The sequence below is a fragment of the Rhizobium leguminosarum genome (assembly GCF_010668065.1).
GTDB classification, from domain to species: domain Bacteria; phylum Pseudomonadota; class Alphaproteobacteria; order Rhizobiales; family Rhizobiaceae; genus Rhizobium; species Rhizobium leguminosarum_S.
Genome location: NZ_WUEN01000001.1, coordinates 782360 through 799050, shown reverse-complemented (window position 1 = coordinate 799050; position 16691 = coordinate 782360). Strand labels below are relative to the sequence as shown.

Genomic DNA, 16691 nt, shown 5'->3' with positions numbered 1-16691 from the left:
CCGCGTTGCTGAACCAAAGCCTTACTTGCTCAAAGAGATCGAAGCCAGCAGATCGGCGGCCGACGCAATTACATGCTCAACAATGCCATTTTGCCGGATCCGAACCACGGCGATCGCTAAGAGCTCAACTTACCAATACTTCGGACAAGCTGCGAAAGCATCGCCCAGGTTGCGAAGAAGCGGCCCATCCAGGTCGCTCTTCAAGTGAGCTTCAAGGCGTATCGTTGCTTGTGAAATGATCGGCTCATGCACTTGAATTGTAATTTCAAAGCATGTTGAAGTTCGTTCGATGACAAAGCGGAAGTATTCGCTCATGTCCAAAAGCTTGAGGGTTTTAGGCTCTTTCGATGACAGATCGATCCTAAATTCATCCCACATGTCTGTATCAAACCAAACATCTGTCGCGAGGTAGGAAAAACATCCTGTGGAATGTTTTATACCCAACCGGACGCTCCAACGCGTTGAGCGTTGGTCGTTTGGATCGAGCTCTAGAAAGCCCAGCTCCAAGGAAACGTTTTCCGAGTCAAAAGTTATATCAGTCATTTGTACAAAGCATGTTTGATCACAGGGAGAAGGTCCGTCGGTCTTTTGCTAAAAATAATTTCCCAGCCGTTTAAGTTGTATAACTTGCCATATTCGACACTTCCAGCAGATGATATTTCTTTTACCGCTGCCGAAAAGCTCTGCAGGAGAACTTGATCATTAGTAATATTTGAATTGTTTTTGAGATATTCAGGCATATGCTTTGTAGCATTTGAATTGACATAGAATTCCATTTCTCCCGCTTTGAGCTTAAAGGTCGCAGGTATTTTGGTATTTGGCAAATCTCCTGCCGTCGGAAGAATATCATCCCAGACAGTCCCTGTCTTGGCCCCGGTAGCTTCCCTTGCCGCAGCGTCAATCCGCAATCCAGTCGCAAGGTAAGCGAGCTCGACAACGGTTGACGATGCATAATGGAGAGCCTGCCCCGTGGCAAAGCAACCATTCGACTGACCATTATCCTCGCAATAGCCGACGCCAGCCAGGACATCCATCAGCTTTAGCTCGAATTGCGTGGCGTCCGCCGTCAGCCACCGCTCCATAACCTGATTAGAGAGAAGACGCTGCGCCAAAGCCTCGCTTACGCCAAGCTCCTGCAGCTTTACAACATCGAGATACTCGAAGCGCGGGTCGCCATTCAGGTCACCCAATAGATCCTGGACACACTGCCTGGTACGGCAGGCATCGAGCTGACGGTCCTGATTGAAGTCGAGTTCGCTGTATTTTTCCGAAACGATAGCCTTACACGAGGCGGGATCAGCGGCGCTGGCGCAATCTCCCAACTCTTTGGCGAGATCATCGCGCTGCTTGTGCGTCAGGAAATTATAATTGATGTTGTCGAGCGCTGTTGCCACGCCCGTCTCACCGCCAACGGCAACCCCGACGATGGCAGCCACCCACTGGGTGATGGCGCTCTTCTGGTCCTCGGTAAGATTGGGGTTGGCTTTTAGCACATCCTGCAGCACGCCGTTGGCAATTTCGCTGACGGCGCCGGCGAGCGCCCCCGTTCCGATGTTGCCGCCGGCAATTTGTGAAACGAGCGCACCTACAGCCGCGTGCAGGGCAATCTTCTCCGAACTGCCCTCGGCAAAGCCTAGCCTGGTCGAAAGATCGCCGACGGCGATGTTCAAGAGTGCCGACACTGCTGCTGCGCTTGCCTGCCTCGCCTTCAGCCTATCAATGTCGAAGGGCTCGACGGTGTTGTTGGCCTTGGAGAGATCGGTGTTGAGGCCGGCAAGGTCCTGGGTCTGGTTGGTGAGCGTCAACTGGCCGGGAGAGAGCGTGGCACGGGCGACGCCGTGATCTCCCTCCTGCGCCGGCTGGCCGACGACCGGAACCGGAATGCCGCTGGGCGTCAGCCCTACGCCGTAGCTCGAGGTGGAGGCCTCGGAGCGGTTCTCGATGTTCGACCAGGTGAGCGATCTTGCTGTTAGATTATTGTTGGCGGGATCGGCGGTGGAACCGACGACGCCTCCGACCAGATCGACATTGTCGCCCACCGTGACGTGATAGCCGCCAGAGCCGGCGATGATACCGCTCTGCTCGCCGACATTGGCGTAATCACCCTCGGTTCTCCCCTTCTGAACGCCGCCGGAGAGACCGGATTTAGGCGTAAAGCCGATGCCGGCGCTAAGAGTGTTTTCGGCATAGGTGGCGGTGTCCTGGCGGCTGATAATGTTCAGATCGCCGCCAACCACGGTCGTCACGCGATTGCCCGAGATCACCGCGCCAGCCAGCGTTGTGTCGCCACCGGAGACGATCGTGACGTTGCCGCTGCCGATGACATGGCTGTTGATCTGAGTGACGCCGCTCGCCTGCTCCGTGCCCTTGCCATAGCTTGCGTTGCCGGTGAGGCCGCCGCTGGCAAGATCAACACCGATAGCAGCACTCGTCGATTGACTGCTGGAGGAGGAACTGCTCGTTGCCTCAGCGCTCCTAAGGTCGATGTTGCCACCGGCCGACAAGAACACGTCGCCGTTCTGCGGATACTCTGGCGAGCCCGCCGCGATCTGCACACCGCGGCCAGTAATGTCGCCCGATTGCGCAGCCACCGTCACCGAACGGCCGGCCCCGATGCTGGTGACGACAGGAACGCCGGTCGAAGCGCTCTGTTCGCTCTTCGAGACGTTGAAGCCCACCGTCAGCGAAACGGAACCGAGGCCCGATTTCTGAAGACCTGCCCAGTCGGTGAGGCCCTGCATGTTTTTCAGGGCGTCGGTATTGATGCCGGTGAGAGCGTTGTAGGTCTGATAGCCGGCAAGGATTGCGGGCGCCAGCGCGTAATTGCCGTTGGCGCCGCCGAGATCACTTACGGCGGAAGCTATACCCTGTCCGGCGCTAATTAACCCGGAGGACACATTGAGGCTGACGCCGGCGAAGAGCTGCTTGTGCATCTCCGTGTAGTTGCTGACATCCTGGGCCGAGAGCAGATTGATATCGCGTGCTGCAAGGACGTTGACGTCGCGGCCGGCTTCGGTCTGGGCGGCTTGCAGATTGGCGTCGCGCCCGGCTGTGATCGTCACGTCTCGGCCGGCCGACAGCGTCGAGACGGCGTTTGTCGAGGACGACTGCGCGGTGTTGTCCGTGGCGCTCCCGTAACCAATGCCGATCGAGGCGCCGCCATTGCCGGAGCTGAAGGCGATGCCGAAGCCGGAGCGCTTTTCCTTTTCCGCGGACGAGGCGCTTTCGGCGCCTGGGGTGATATTGACGTCGCGGGCCGCGTCCAGCGTGATGTTGTCGTTGGCGTAGATCTGCGAGCCGAGAATGTTGACATCGGTCTCGCGGGACTTCAGCGCCACGTCGGTTCCGGCAGAGAGCACCGATGCCATGTTCAGCTCAGAGGCCTGCTTGCCGCTCTTCTGCTCCTTGCCCCAGAGGGAGATAAAGCCATCGCCGGAGCCGACGAAGAGGCCGGATTCCTTGCGGGTGATTTCAAGTGCGTGCTGTTCGGCCGCCCCGATGACCGAGATGCTGTCGCCCACCACGCTGATAGACCCATCGGCATCAGCCTTCGAGCCGGCGATAACCGCCGCGCCGCCGGCGCTCAGATTGATATCGCCGGATGCGCCGAGTTCGGAGGCGACGGTCGTCTCGTCGTAGCTCTTGTAGCTGGACGAGCCCTTGGACAGGAAGCCGCTGCGCGAGCCCTTGTCGTCCTTGGCGCTGGTATCCTTGCCGGATGCGATCACGAGGTAGCCGCCGGCGGTGATGTTCAGATCCGCCGTGCCGCTCTCATTGCCGGCCTCGATCTTCGAGGCCGAGATGACCGTGTCCTTGCCGGATTCAATATCGACGCCACCACCGCCTGTGATGGCGGAACCGACGGCCGTCGTCGTTTCCAGATGCGTGGTCGTCTTCTCGCTGCTGCCGAGGAAACCGCCCTTGATGCTGAGCTTTGTGTCGAGGGTAGCGGTGTCGGTGGCTTCGGCGATCGTCACCTCGCCGTCGGCCTTGAGACCGACCTTCCCGTCGGCGGTAAGCTTGCTGCCGACGATATTGAGGTCGTGATCGCCGCTGCTATTGCCCGCCGTCACCGAGAGGTCGCCGCCGGCGGATATCTCCGAACCGACATGGGTGATCGACGAAGCAGACTTCTTGCCGAAGGTGGATGCGGAATGCTCCTGCGCGGCGGTGATGTTGATATCGTCGCCGGCGCTGAGCGCGACATTGCCTTCGGCCTTGACCGAGGAGCCGGAGAGCAGGATGTCGTCGCCGGCCTTGACCGTCGCATTCGTGCCGGCGGAAAGCTGCGATTGCTGCTGATCGGTGGAGAGGGTCCTGGTGTAGCCGGATTGGTTGTCGCGGGCGACATCGGTCGCCACCACGGCCACCGAGCCGTTGTCGGCGGTCACGTCGAGCATCGTGCCCGCCTTGGCGGAACTGCCGATGACGTTGACATTGTCGGTGGCCTTGATCGTCAAGGCCCCGCCGCTGGCGATCTGAGTGCCCGTGGCATTTTGTTGACCACTATTGTCGACCTTTGCCGCATCCAGCGTTACGTTTTTACCGGTGAGCGAAGCGTTGCCTGTGGCATTGACCTTGACGCCCGTCAGCGCCAGATCGCCGCCGCCGGCAAGCTGCAGATTGCCGCCTGCCGTCACGCCTGCATTGGTATTGACGACGTTCTGGCCGCCGATCGTCATCGTCTGGGCGGCGAGCGTGATGCCGTTGGTGGCATTGAGCGCCGTGTCGCCGCGCGACAGGAAAGTGCCGCTGCCCTGGATGGAGCTGCCGGAGACGGTAAGGCCGCCTGCCGACGCGATCAGGCCGGAATTGTCGAGATTGCCGACATTCATATTGACCGAGCCGCCCGCCATGGCCGCGCCGGCGCCGGAAAGCTTCTGCCGGTCAGCGGCGGCAACATAAACGACCGGAGCCAGCACCTGGACGCCGTTGACGGTCTGCCATTGGTAGAGGACGATCGACTCGGTGAGGGCCGCCGCCTGCTCAGGGGTCAGGCCCTGGCCGACGGCCAGGCCATGATCATTCGCATAGGTGGCACCGTTGTCCAGCAGCGTCTTCATCTGCTCGATTGCATTGCCGCCGGCGATAAAGGTGCTTCTGCCGAGCCCTTCGCCGACGAGCTGCCGCAACTGCGTGTCGATCAGTTGGTTTTCGAAATAGGCATCGCCGAGGAAGGGAACCGTCGTCTCCGGCTGATAGCCGATTTTGTCCATGAAATAGCCGGAGCCATAGAAGGTGCCGACATCGAGGTAGGCTGCGCGGGTTTCGAACAGGAAGGTCTGGTGGGCTATCTTGCCGCCGAAGCCGCCGGAATCCGGATTGGTTGGGGGCGCGAGGGCGGCACTGCCGAGCCCCGAATTGACGTTGAACAGCGCGCCGCCCGCGGTCAGGCCGGAGAGCGCCGAGAGCGGATCGCCGGGATTGCTTGCGGGGGTGACGCTAGCGCCACCAGCCATCGAGCCGGCCGCCGATGTGTTGTTGACGCTGCCGAAATCGACGGAAAGCACGCCGCCGGCCTTGATGTTGGCCGATACGCCGCCGATCGCCTGGACGGAGCTGACGATCGTCGAGCCGTTGGCGATGTTCTTCGAGGGATTGGCAGTGCCATTGGCATTATAGGCCGTGCAGGCGCCTTGGGCATGGCAGGTCGTCGTCGTCGTGCGGAAAAGGCTGACGCCGGTATTGGTCAGTGTCGAGCCCCGCAGCGTCGCGCCGCCGCCGGCCTCGATCGAGCTGTAGGCATTGGTCAGATTCGTGGCGTCGATGGTGAGGTTGCGAGTCGCCCGGATCGTCGCTTCCGGGCTGAGCGTGCCGACCAACCGATCTTCGTAGACCGACTGGCTGAGGTGGGACGACCAATCCCAGCTATAGGTGGTGCTTTCATCCGAGCCGCTGAAATTGACCTCGTCGACGATGAAATAGCGCGACGGATTGTTGGGATCGACAACGGGATTGCCGTTCGCGTCCCTCGGCACGCGGGCCCTGATCCATTCGATGATCGGCTCGACCTTTTCGGGTCCATCGGCCGAGATCCATGTCCATGCACGATACGTCGTGCCGTCGGCGAGCGTCGCCTTCGACCAGAGCAGCGGCTGATAATCCTGCCACAGCCCCGGATCGACCCCGGCATAGAGCTGGTACATGTTCTGGTCTGCGGTCTCGAGATAGCCGAAAGGCAGGCCGGCGGCGACGGGATTGAGCGTGAAGCCGCTGACGACGCCCGAGGAAACCAGCGTCCCGCTCGTCCATTGCGGTGTGACGGCCCGCCGGTTGGTCAGATTGGCCGTCAGGATGGACATGTCGTTTCCAGCCTGGATCAGGCCGGAAATATTGGTGACTTCAGTGTTTCTTAGTCCCGATGTCGTCCCGGCAATCTCAAGATCGTTGCCGGCGAGGATGGCGCCTTGATTGTTGGTGAGCACCCCGCCGATGAACAGGCCCGCGTCGTGGCCGGCATAGGCCAGGCCCGTGGCGCTGTTGGTGAAATTGCCGGATATGTTGAGCGTCAGATCGTCGCCGGCGGCCAATTGGCCGGCATTGGTGAGAGACGGCAGCGTCAGGGTCAGGTCGTGGGCGGCGAGCAGCGCCGTGCCGGCCGAGGTGGAGAGGCCGCCGGCGTTGATGGCGATGTCGCCCGAACCGCCGGCATTGGTGACGGCATTGATCCTGGTGCCGCTGAGATCGGCAGCATCTGATAGATTGAGGGTGAGCCCTCCGAGAGTGAGGCTGTTATTGCTGAGATTGGCGCTATCGGCGTTGAGCGTCAGCGTGCCGCCGGCGGCGATGTTGCCTGCGCCGCCATTGGAGAGATCGATAGTGGTGGTGGTGAGCGTCAGGTTTCTCTTGGCGCTGGTGGGATTGCCGTAGCTGATCTGGCCGGCAGCGGAGAGATCGGCACTGCCGAGGCTCTGCAGCTTGGTATAGGCGAGATTCTGGCTGGCATTGGCCGAAAGATCGCCGCTGCTCAGCGCGTTGGAAACGGTGATCGAACCATTCGTGGCGGCAAGGCTTATGTCGCCCGCCGGCTGCAGCACCAGTGCGGCATTGGCGGATTGAGCGGTGGCGGCGAGATCGACGCCGGAGGCGATCGTCGCGGCTGCGATCGAACGGCCCGAAGCCGTGACGTCGCCCTCAGCCAGGACATCGCCCGATACGGCGATGTCGGCGCCGGCGGAAAGCGTGAGATTGTTGCCGCTGACAAGCGAGGCCGCGGCGATCGAGCCTGATGTCGCGGTGATCGCCAGCGCATCGCCGCTCTTTGCCGCACCGGCAATCTGGATGTCGCCTGAGGTGGCGGACAGGGTAAGCGTCTGCCCGGCCATGACGCTGTCGGCCGCAATTCCGGCGGCCGACGTCATCTCAACGTTGGCGGCGCTATTCACCTCGCCGCCGACACTCAACAACCCGCTGCCGCTCGACAGCAGGATATCGTCATCGGCGGCGACCGTATCGAGGGTGATGCCCTGATCCGCTTGAACGGCGACCTTTGCCTTCGACGTGACCTTGGAAGCCGTCACCTTCGCCTTCGAGGAGATCGAAACGCCCTGCTGGCCGGAGACGTTGCCGACCGAGATCTTGCCGTCGGCAGACAGAGACAGCTCGCCGGCATTGGCGGCCATGTCGCCGCGCATGCGCACGCCGGCGCCGCGCTCGGTAACCACGATCTTGATGCGGTCGGCCTGCATGGCGCCGAGCGCCGAACCGTCGATCGCATATTCTGGGGTGCCGGACGTCGCCGCAAGCGGCGTGGCGTTGCCGGTAGCATAATCGAATTGATTACGGCCGGCCGTGACGCGAAGATCCTTGCCGAAGACCGCGCCGTTGACGTGCACGGAGCGCGAGACGATATCGAAGAGGTCGACCGCGCCAGGCCCGGCAGCGAAGTTGCCGCCATTCGTTCCGATGGTGACATCGCCGCCGTTGACCGTGAAGCCCTTCAGCGTGCCGTCCGCGCCGATATCGGGGACGCCTGTGGTTAGCGTTGCATGCGGCGTGTTGATGAAGCCGCAGCCGTCGCAGGTGATGCCGTTCGGATTGGCGATGACGACGTCGGCTCGTCCGCCGAACACCTCGATCGCACCGTTCAATGCCGAGCGGTTGCCGCTGATCACCTCGTTGAGGATGACCGATGCCGGACCGGAGCTGTTGAGATTGGGGTTCCCCGGCGTGACGCCGCCGAGATTGGAGTTGCCGACCTCGCCCTTAAAGTTGTTGAGGATGAGGCCCGGCGTGCCGACGTTGAAACTGTCGTATTTGTTATGCGACAGGCCCTTGCTGTTCGGCGTGACGATGTCGATGAGCGGCACGCCGTTTGGCGCCGTGCCGACGCCCGGCTGATTGGCGGCGGGCGCCGTGGTGCTTGCCGAGACCGACTGGGCATTGGCAAGCATCGGCTGTAGCACGAGCAAACTGCTGAGCAGGAGCGCCAGCGATTGCCTGAAAAGACGTGCCGGCCTGAGACCAGCTCTTTCATTTGCGCCGGCGACGCCCCTTGTTGCCGCCGTCCGCCCCAACCGCTCTTCGCTCATCACTGTCTTCCGCGCCCTGAAGTCTGCACGACGGATAAATCCCGCCGCAGTTGTAATTTTTCAGCAGGACCGAGACCACAGCCATTGGTCGTGGTCAACTTCCGCCTGTACTTGAGGTAAATGCAATCCGAAGAAAACATCGTCATTTATCGCGGTGCAGCAATCATGGCTGGCTATTACTCCCAACCATCCTGATGCAGAGGGGCATCTTCACTTCTCGCTTCACTACCAATGAGCGGATGCACTGAAATAAAAGAGCCCGCCGTCGACACCGTCGACGCTGCTTGCAACAATCTCGGAATAGCCGAGGTCGGCGCTGATATTGCCGCCGGCGGTCCGGACGCCGAACGTCCAACTGGCGAGATCGCCGCCTGACATATCGAAGCGCTGCTGCGCGTAGATGTGGCCGTAATCGAAGCCGAGATAGGGGCGCAGCTCGCCGAACGCCTTCGCCGCCGCGCCGCCGCCTTGGTTGGACCCCGTTCTCCAGACGATCTCGTTGTGGCTGAACATGCCATTATTGCCGAAGAGCACGCTTTCGCGCGTGCCGCGGACATTGCTGTAGCTGCCTAGCGAGATCTGTTCCGCGCCAAGGAGATTGTCGGGAGAATATTGACCGCTGATGAGCGAGGTCAGCTCGAACTGCCGGCCCGCCAGCGTGAACGGCTGCGTCACGCTGATCGTGGCATTGAATTTCGAAAATCGCGGATCGGCGTTACCGGCGCCTGGATCCCCTGGTTCCACGGCATCGAAGAGACCGAGCCCCTTGTCATAGCTGGCGTCGAATACCCAGATGCCGCCGAACATGCGGCGGGAATGGGAAATGCCTATCTCGCCGACCGTATAGCGGCGGCTGCCGACCTCGATCAGGTTGCCGAGCAGGAAGTTATCCGTCTGCTTGTAGGTCAGGCTACTGCGGACAGTGGTGATCGAATCCTTGTCGCGCAAGACGACGCGATCGATGCCGAGACCCGCCTGCCCCGAATTGCCGGAGGTTTCGAGCGTGCTGAAGTTTCCTTCGACGGCGCTTTCATACTGGTACCAGGACCCGTTCAGTGAAACGGTGGAATAACCGTAGGGGACGCTGACGCTGCCGGAATAGCTGTTGCCATAGCCCCTGCCGTCATTGCCCCAGGGATAGTCCGGTCCGCTATGTTCGTAGGAGAAATTCCACTGATCGTTGATATCGAGCACATCGTCGAAGCCGAGCGACGTGGAGCTTCTGGAAAAACCGGTGCTTTCCTGACCCAAATTGTTGTTTCCGAAGGAGACGTGCCAGGGCCGGCCGGGGCGGTTCTCGATGTTGAGGATTGATGTTCCGTCCTTGGGGCCGGGCAGCATCGCCGACTTGGCGTCATTGGCCTGCAGCCGGTTCATCTGGTCGAGCCCCTGCTCGATATCGCGGATATTGACGACCCGGCCGATCAGACCCGGAAAGGCTGTTGCCAGCGAACCGCTGCCGGCCACTTTCTTGCCGTTGAGATAGATGTCCGACAGCGTGCCTTCGACGACCAGCAGCCGAAGGATCTTGGTCTTGGCGATATCCTGCTGCGGCACGTAGGCCCGCGAGGTCACATAGCCATGATCGATATAGAGATGGGTGACATCCCGGAGCACGGCGTTGATCTCGGCGAGGCCGACGCATCGGTTGCCATAAGGCGCCGTCACTTTGCCGAGTTCGCTCGGCGACAGCAGGTTCGCCCCTTCGATCTCGATACGGGTGATGTCGAAGCAGGCGCCTTTGCCCTGGCCGGCTTGCAAAGGCCCGCTTTCCGTCTCCGCGCCACCGCCCGGCGTTGCCTGGCGAAGGGCATCCAGCCGCTGCTTTTGCGCCTGTTCTTCCTGGCGGCGCGTAAAATCATCGGCAGGCGACTGCGCGAAGGCGGGCGCGATGCTCATGCCGAAGATGGTGCCGGCGACGAGGAAGGATCGAATTTCTGCGGTCATTTCGAAATTCGGCTACTTCACTGAAATGGACTGGAGTTCGTCGAGGGCCGGCTTCAGCCCTTTCAGCGAAAAGCGAATATTGACGTCCTGGCCGTTCATCAGCCGCACCAGCCCTTCGGCGGTAGCGCCCTTCTTCAATGCCGTCGTCGTCTTCGTATCCAGCGCCAGTTGCGCCCAGCATCCGGCCGCGTTGCAATTGCGGTAGTCGAGCTTGGCGACCGGTTTGCCGTCGGCCCTGATCGACAGGCCCGAAGGCAGGAAGACGTTGAGGGGCAGAAGGGCGGTCAGCACCAGCCGTGATTTGCCTTTCTCGCCCTTGCGCTGGGCGTCGGCTGGCGCAGTTGATATCGCCAGCGTGAGCACATTGACGTTCTTGCCGTCCTTGGCGACTTGTGCAACCTGCGCGACTTCGCATGCCACAGCGCTGGTGCAGCGATAATACCAGTCGTCGAACTTCTGGGATTTTATGGCAGGCGTCGGTTGAGCCGGCGCCTGTTCCGGCGCTTTATCGGCCGGGACAGGCGATTGCGAAAAAGACGGATTGGCACAAGCAACAACCATCAGAACGGCCGCGACAGTCCGGCCGCCCCGTTTCGTGCCGCTTTTCAGAAAACGTCTCATGGAAAATGCAAAGATTTCGATCAGGTGGAAAGCCATGTCGCTACAATTGATTTTGCCTGTGCTTGTCGCACACTGGCAAATTATCGATGTCATGAAAAAAGGCTCGGAGAGCAAGCCCCATCATAGGCTCGCTGCCTTCATAGCAGATGTTGGCGCGATACATCGATAGGTAGTTTTCGCTTCTGCTCGATTCATGCTCGTTTTCGGAGAGTTGTGTAGTTAGTGCAACACATGCGCTAAGATAGACTCCTGCCGTTAGCAGGCCTAAACACTTCTGCATGCTCTCTCCCATATGGGTTTTCACGCAGGCGCCTCTGAATCATGTCGTTGCAAGGCAGCCCGGAGGTGGATCCGGGCACGGGTCTCGGCGCTCTGTCAACGGAGGGTTGCGGAGCGTTATCTCTCCGTGTGAATGACATCAGTGCCGTAAGACTGTACATTCCATTCGAAGCACTTGCCGTTTAGTCGGGATTTGTCACAGATGTCCTCCTCGCCCACCACCCGACGACTGATGGCCATCCTGACGACGGACGTCGTCGGTTATTCGCGCATGATGGAAGCCGAAGAAGAAGGAACACTGGCAAGCGTTAGTCGCTTGCAAGAAGAGATCCTCAAGCCTCGAATCCTCAAGAGTGGCGGTCGGACAATCAAAGTTATGGGTGACGGCCTACTTTCGATATTCGACAGCCCGGCCGTCGCCATCTCGACGGCGTTACAGGTACAGTATCTGCTGGCCAGCGAGGCTGTAGCTGCCAGTGGCACCGATCCTCTTCGAATTCGAATTGGTATAAACTACGCCGAGGTCATGATCACTCAGGACGATGTGTTCGGCGACGGCGTGAATGTTGCGGCGCGCCTCGAACAACACGCGTTACCGGATGGCATCTGCATCTCAGAAGCAACGCACGACATCCTCCCAGAGGAATTGCAGCGGCTGTTTGTAGATGGAGGACTGCTACATCTGAAGAATATTTCCAGGCCGGTGCGTGCATGGCATTGGCCTCGCACTCCCACAATAGAGCAGTCAATTCGAACTGTCGTCGCCGTCCTTCCCTTTCAAAGCGCAGATGAAGCAGCGAACGAGTTCCTCGTCGACGGCTTTACTGAGGACATCATCTCCGGTCTGGCAAGATTCAGGAGCTTGTCGGTGATTGCGGTGTCCTCAGCGTTTACGTTCCGTGATCGCTCGGAGGGTTTAAAGGAAGTTGGGCGCAAGCTCGCTGCCAACTATCTCGTGACAGGCAACATGCGTCGGTCGGGAGACGAGGTTCGGATCACGGTGCGGATGATCCAAGCCGACACGGAGCGGTTGGTCTGGTCTGAGAAATATCAGCGGCAAGCGGCAGATATTTTCGGCATCCAGGACGAGATCGTGAAAATGATTGTCGCAAATCTCGTGGGCCAAATCGAAAGCTGTGATTATCGAGAGTCCCTCCGGCGGCGGCCGGCCAGCCTCGCTGCTTACGAGTATTATCTGCGAGGGCTCGTGCATCTCAGAGGCTACGAGCCGGATGACAACGTCAAGGCAGTGGAGATGTTCGAAGCAGCGGTTGCCGGCGACGGAGGCTTTGCACTGGCACACGCTCATCTTGCGTTGGCGAGGATAGCGGTCGCCGGCTATGCCAACGCGCCGGAGGCTGTACTTCGCGACGGGATCGCCCTTGCTCGTCATGCCGTAAAGTTAGACGAGGGAGAGGCTGGCGCCCATCGTGTACTCGGGCTCGCTCACCTTTACTTGAAGGATTTTGACAACTCCGAAAGAGAATTCCGCCTGGCATATAAGCTCAATTCCAGTGACGCCCATGCATTGGTCCAGCTCGGCGGACTTCTGGCAAGGCGAAACCGTATAGACGAAGCGCTTCCCTTGGTCGAAGAAGGGATGCGGCTCAACCCCTACCCGCCTCACTGGTATCACGCAGTTTTGGGTAATCTTCTCTATTTTAAGGGCGACTACGAGCAGGCCCTAGCGGCGCTAAAGCAGCTACCGAACCCCGGAAAGTATACCAGCACCCGGATGATCGCCTGCTTGTCGATGGCGGGCCGCTCCCAGGAAGCTGCCGCACTTGCCAAACGCGTTCGCGAAAATCACCCAGATCTGACGATCAGGGAGTTTTTGGCGCAAGGGATCGTGGTCGAAACTGCCGAACAGACTGAGAAGTTCAGACAGGGCCTGTTGGGAACGGGATTACCGGAGTGATAGGACGTCGTTGGCCACGTCCGGAGGCCGAGGAGTATGGCCATGCCATGCAAGCTAACAAGCCGCCCGTCCTCGTCTCTGGGAAAACGGAGTCAGTCCGGACATTGATCAGGCAGCGCGCACCCGAAGACGGCGCTGTCCGTCGGCGATCTTGTCGAGGTCTCGGAATAACACGTTGCCAAGCTGGCCAAGTCGTGGATCGTCCTCGGTCAACCCGATCTGCAGCGCGACCTGCGAAAGCGGGCGTCGTGGCGGCGCCTGCTTGTGATGCATTGTATTGTGGTAGCGATCGGTGCCAACTGCAGCAGCCAGGCCCGTCAAAAGGACGCCGGCTTTCTTACATCGATGGGCTGGGGGTCACATATGGACCGGAGCGCCGTCCAAGACAGCGCTCCCGCTCCTCCTTCAAATCAGGCGGCGTCCTGCTTCTCGCCCTCGATCTGGAGAGGGGCCCGTGTTCCGGCGCTGCCGCCGATCGCGATCTTGCGGGGCTTCATCGCTTCCGGGATCTCCCGCTTAAGCTCGATGCTGAGAAGGCCGTTCGTCAAAGAGGCGTTCTCCACCTTGACGTGATCGGCGAGCTCGAAGCGGCGCTCGAAGGCGCGGCCGGCGATACCGCGGTGTAAATACTCACCATCCTTTTCGTCGGCCTTCTGACCCTTCACCACGAGCACGTTGCGCTCTTGCGTGATCTCGAGATCGGCGTCGGCGAAGCCGGCGAGCGCCATCTGAATGCGATAGCCGTTGTCGCCCGTCTTGACGATGTCGTAGGGCGGCCAAGTGTCGATGGCCTGCAGGCGCTGTTGCGCGTTGGTCAAGAGATTGAAGACACGGTCGAAGCCGATGCTGGACCGATAAAGCGGTGCGAAATCGAAGTCGTTTCTCATACCAAATCCTCCGTAAAGCGAGTTGGAATGGAGACGCGGAATCCGGCGTCTCCTGGTTGCTGTCGGCCCCATCGGGCGACCGACGGAAATGATCTGGTCTCGAGCATTTTTTGATTCAAGAGGCGCTTCAAAAAAAATCTGAGCGGAGCGCTTCGAACCTCTTGAATGCTGGTTTCGTTGAAACAATCTCCTTTTCACCTGGAGATTTTCGCTCCGTTAGCTGGAAGTTTTTAGGAGATGCAAGATGAAAACGAAAGGCTCTGAACACACTACCCCCCACGACGCGGTCGACGCGATATCCGCGTCGCACATTCTTCACCCGCACCGACACTTCGACCGCCCGGAGGAGGTCGTCTCAGCGCGGCTTTCGAGTGACGAGAAACGAGCAATTCTCGCTTCGTGGGCTTCTGACCTTCACGCGGTCGAATCGTTGCCGGAACTACGCCATCCGCCGGGCCTCCCCCGTCCGGTTCGATACAGAGACATTCTTGACGCGCTCAAGAAGCTCGACGAGTGGCGAGACGAGGGCTCGCAGACGCGGCCCGCGCGCCATTGGGTTTTGCTTGGATAAGCGGGAGGCCGAACATGAAAGTCAGGCAAACCCGACCTCGGATTGTCACCACTACCTATGATCCCGTGCCACAGCGGCTCTTGGTGATTTCCCGCTACGTGGAGAACATCCGCCGCCTTGCACGGCTGGCGGACCGGATGGGCCACAGCGAGCTCGGCACGGCAATGATGGAGGTGGCAGGCTGTATGGAAAGGATGTCCAACGACATCGCGGTGAGCGCAACCGGGGCGATTATCTTGCGGCGGGCCGCGAGGCTTGTTGGTACCGTCGAAGGTCTTCTGGAGAGGCAGGCGAAGCTTTCAGTGCTGCATTAGGTTGTGACCATTGCGCGAGGTGAACACTTGAATTGGCATTGGTAAAAATCCGCCAGCCCGAGGGAGGTTCCAGCGGACGTCATGTTTTGAGAACGATCATTGCAATCGCCGCCACCGCCATGACCACGGTGGCGGCCCAGCCGAAGAACAAAACGGTCTTGGAGGCTGTAAATTCCTTCATTCGTTCGTGACGGCTGACCACCGTCATCATTGCCACCATGATCGGCACGGCGACGAAACCGTTAATAACAGCACTCCAAAACAGCATTTTTATGGGATCGATAGGCATAAACTCGAGGCCAAGTCCCAGCAGGGTGGCGGCCGCGATCACTCCATAGAAGCCATAGGCCTCCCACGGCTTGTGCTCCAGGCCACATTTCCAGTCCTGGCTCTCGCCAAAGGCATAGGCTGCGGATCCTGCAAGCACCGGAATGGACAGCATGCCGGTCCCGATGATGCCGAGGCTGAACAGCACGAATGCGAACTCGCCCGCAACCGGCTTGAGGGCCTCGGCGACATCGGCAGCCGACGCAATGTCGGTCTTGCCATGAGCATGGAGGGTGGCTGCGGTGCTCATGATGATGGCGATCGCGACGATGTTGGAAACCGCCATTCCGGCAAAGGTGTCAAGACGGATCCGCTTGAGTTCCTTCGGAGCTTGTCTCGGGTCGTTCTTGAGCGGCTCTGCGCTGTCCTTGCGATCAATCTCCTCGACCTCTTGGCTCGATTGCCAGAAAAAGAGGTAGGGGCTAATCGTGGTTCCGAGGATCGCCACGATGACCGTAAAACTGTCGCCTGACAGGGGAAAGGACGGCCATATGAAGCCCTTCAAAGCCACGACCCAGTCGATCTCGACAACCAACAGAACGGCGACGTAGCTCAACAACACGAGTGTCAGCCATTTGAGATATCGGGCGTAGCTTTCGTAACGAATGAACATCTGCATCGTGAGGGACAGAACAGCGAAAACCATGGTTACCGGAAGACTCGGTATTCCAGTGGCGAGTTCCGCGGAAGCTCCCATTGCAGCAAGGTTGGCACCGATGTTAATCGTGTTCGCCACGAATAGAAGCAGTACCAGTCCGAGGACAACTGGCTTGGGCCATATCGCCCCGATGTTGGTGGCGAGGCCGCATCCCGTGACACGGCCGATGCGGGCGCTGATGAGCTGGATCGCCGACATCAATGGATAGGTCAGCAGCATCGTCCAGAGCATATTGAAGCCGAACTGAGCTCCGGCCTGCGAATAGGTCGCGATACCGCTTGGATCGTCGTCGGCGGCTCCGGTAATCAGTCCGGGACCGAGCTGCTTCAGGACCGAACCATGCTTTCCAGCCGCGCGGGGTGTCGGGTGCGCTTCGCGTGGCAATGGGTCACTGAATGAAGTTTCCATGCGCTCCTCCCGTCACGCATAACTATCTCGAAGGTAACGGCTTTCAATATGCCAGAACGTTATCAGCGGATGACCAAAAGCGGCCCGGTCGAATTTTTCGTCATCACGAACTTGGGTGCGATGGCCGGCCAGGCGAAGCGCGGGCACGCGCGTCTCGCCGGACGCTATCTGCAGGGTCTCAAGTTTGAAGCTTTCGAAAAACATGCCCCCCGTCCATACAGATCTCGAAG

General features: G+C 59.8%; 11 protein-coding genes. 3 read left to right on the top strand and 8 right to left on the bottom strand.

The window, feature by feature from the left end:
• Positions 1-129: 129 nt before the first annotated feature.
• From GR198_RS03650 to GR198_RS03635, 4 genes are all read right to left on the bottom strand, one after another.
• Positions 130-543 (bottom strand): hypothetical protein, encoded by a 414-nt coding sequence (locus tag GR198_RS03650; RefSeq protein ID WP_246711040.1) that lies wholly within the window; start codon positions 541-543, stop codon positions 130-132.
• Positions 540-8531, bottom strand: coding sequence for a hemagglutinin repeat-containing protein (locus tag GR198_RS03645; protein WP_164067501.1), 7992 nt, complete (start codon positions 8529-8531; stop codon positions 540-542). The genes GR198_RS03650 and GR198_RS03645 overlap by 4 nt, the downstream gene beginning before the upstream one ends.
• 225 nt (positions 8532-8756) lie before the next feature.
• A complete protein-coding gene (locus tag GR198_RS03640; protein ID WP_164067499.1) occupies positions 8757-10478 on the bottom strand; it encodes a ShlB/FhaC/HecB family hemolysin secretion/activation protein in 1722 nt (573 codons plus the stop codon).
• Between the two features lie 12 nt (positions 10479-10490).
• Positions 10491-11099, bottom strand: a complete 609-nt coding sequence (locus GR198_RS03635) for an invasion associated locus B family protein (protein WP_164067497.1) — start codon at positions 11097-11099, stop codon at positions 10491-10493.
• A 511-nt stretch (positions 11100-11610) separates the two neighbouring features.
• On the opposite strand from GR198_RS03635, the gene GR198_RS03630 reads away from it, so the two are divergent.
• Positions 11611-13296 carry an adenylate/guanylate cyclase domain-containing protein gene (locus GR198_RS03630; protein ID WP_246711039.1) on the top strand — a complete coding sequence of 562 codons (1686 nt, stop codon included), beginning with the start codon at positions 11611-11613 and terminating at the stop codon, positions 13294-13296.
• Between the two features lie 108 nt (positions 13297-13404).
• Here GR198_RS03630 and GR198_RS03625 read toward each other — a convergent pair whose 3' ends face one another.
• Together GR198_RS03625 and GR198_RS03620 are read right to left on the bottom strand one after the other, a co-directional pair.
• Positions 13405-13569 carry a hypothetical protein gene (locus GR198_RS03625; protein WP_204336997.1) on the bottom strand — a complete coding sequence of 55 codons (165 nt, stop codon included), beginning with the start codon at positions 13567-13569 and terminating at the stop codon, positions 13405-13407.
• Between the two features lie 137 nt (positions 13570-13706).
• Positions 13707-14183 (bottom strand): Hsp20 family protein, encoded by a 477-nt coding sequence (locus GR198_RS03620; RefSeq protein WP_164067492.1) that lies wholly within the window; start codon positions 14181-14183, stop codon positions 13707-13709.
• 244 nt (positions 14184-14427) lie between these two features.
• On the opposite strand from GR198_RS03620, the gene GR198_RS03615 reads away from it, so the two are divergent.
• A complete protein-coding gene (locus GR198_RS03615; RefSeq protein ID WP_164067491.1) occupies positions 14428-14754 on the top strand; it encodes a hypothetical protein in 327 nt (108 codons plus the stop codon).
• Between the two features lie 14 nt (positions 14755-14768).
• The gene (locus GR198_RS03610; protein ID WP_131604230.1) at positions 14769-15068 is read left to right on the top strand and encodes a hypothetical protein; all 300 of its coding nucleotides are present in this window, start codon (positions 14769-14771) and stop codon (positions 15066-15068) included.
• 79 nt (positions 15069-15147) lie between these two features.
• Here the strand turns inward: GR198_RS03610 and GR198_RS03605 are convergent, their stop codons facing one another.
• Positions 15148-16461 carry an NRAMP family divalent metal transporter gene (locus tag GR198_RS03605; protein ID WP_164067490.1) on the bottom strand — a complete coding sequence of 438 codons (1314 nt, stop codon included), beginning with the start codon at positions 16459-16461 and terminating at the stop codon, positions 15148-15150.
• Positions 16462-16473: 12 nt separating this feature from the next.
• On the bottom strand, positions 16474-16665 hold the full coding sequence (locus tag GR198_RS03600) for a hypothetical protein (RefSeq protein WP_164067489.1): 192 nt from the start codon (positions 16663-16665) through the stop codon (positions 16474-16476).
• Positions 16666-16691 lie beyond the last annotated feature (26 nt).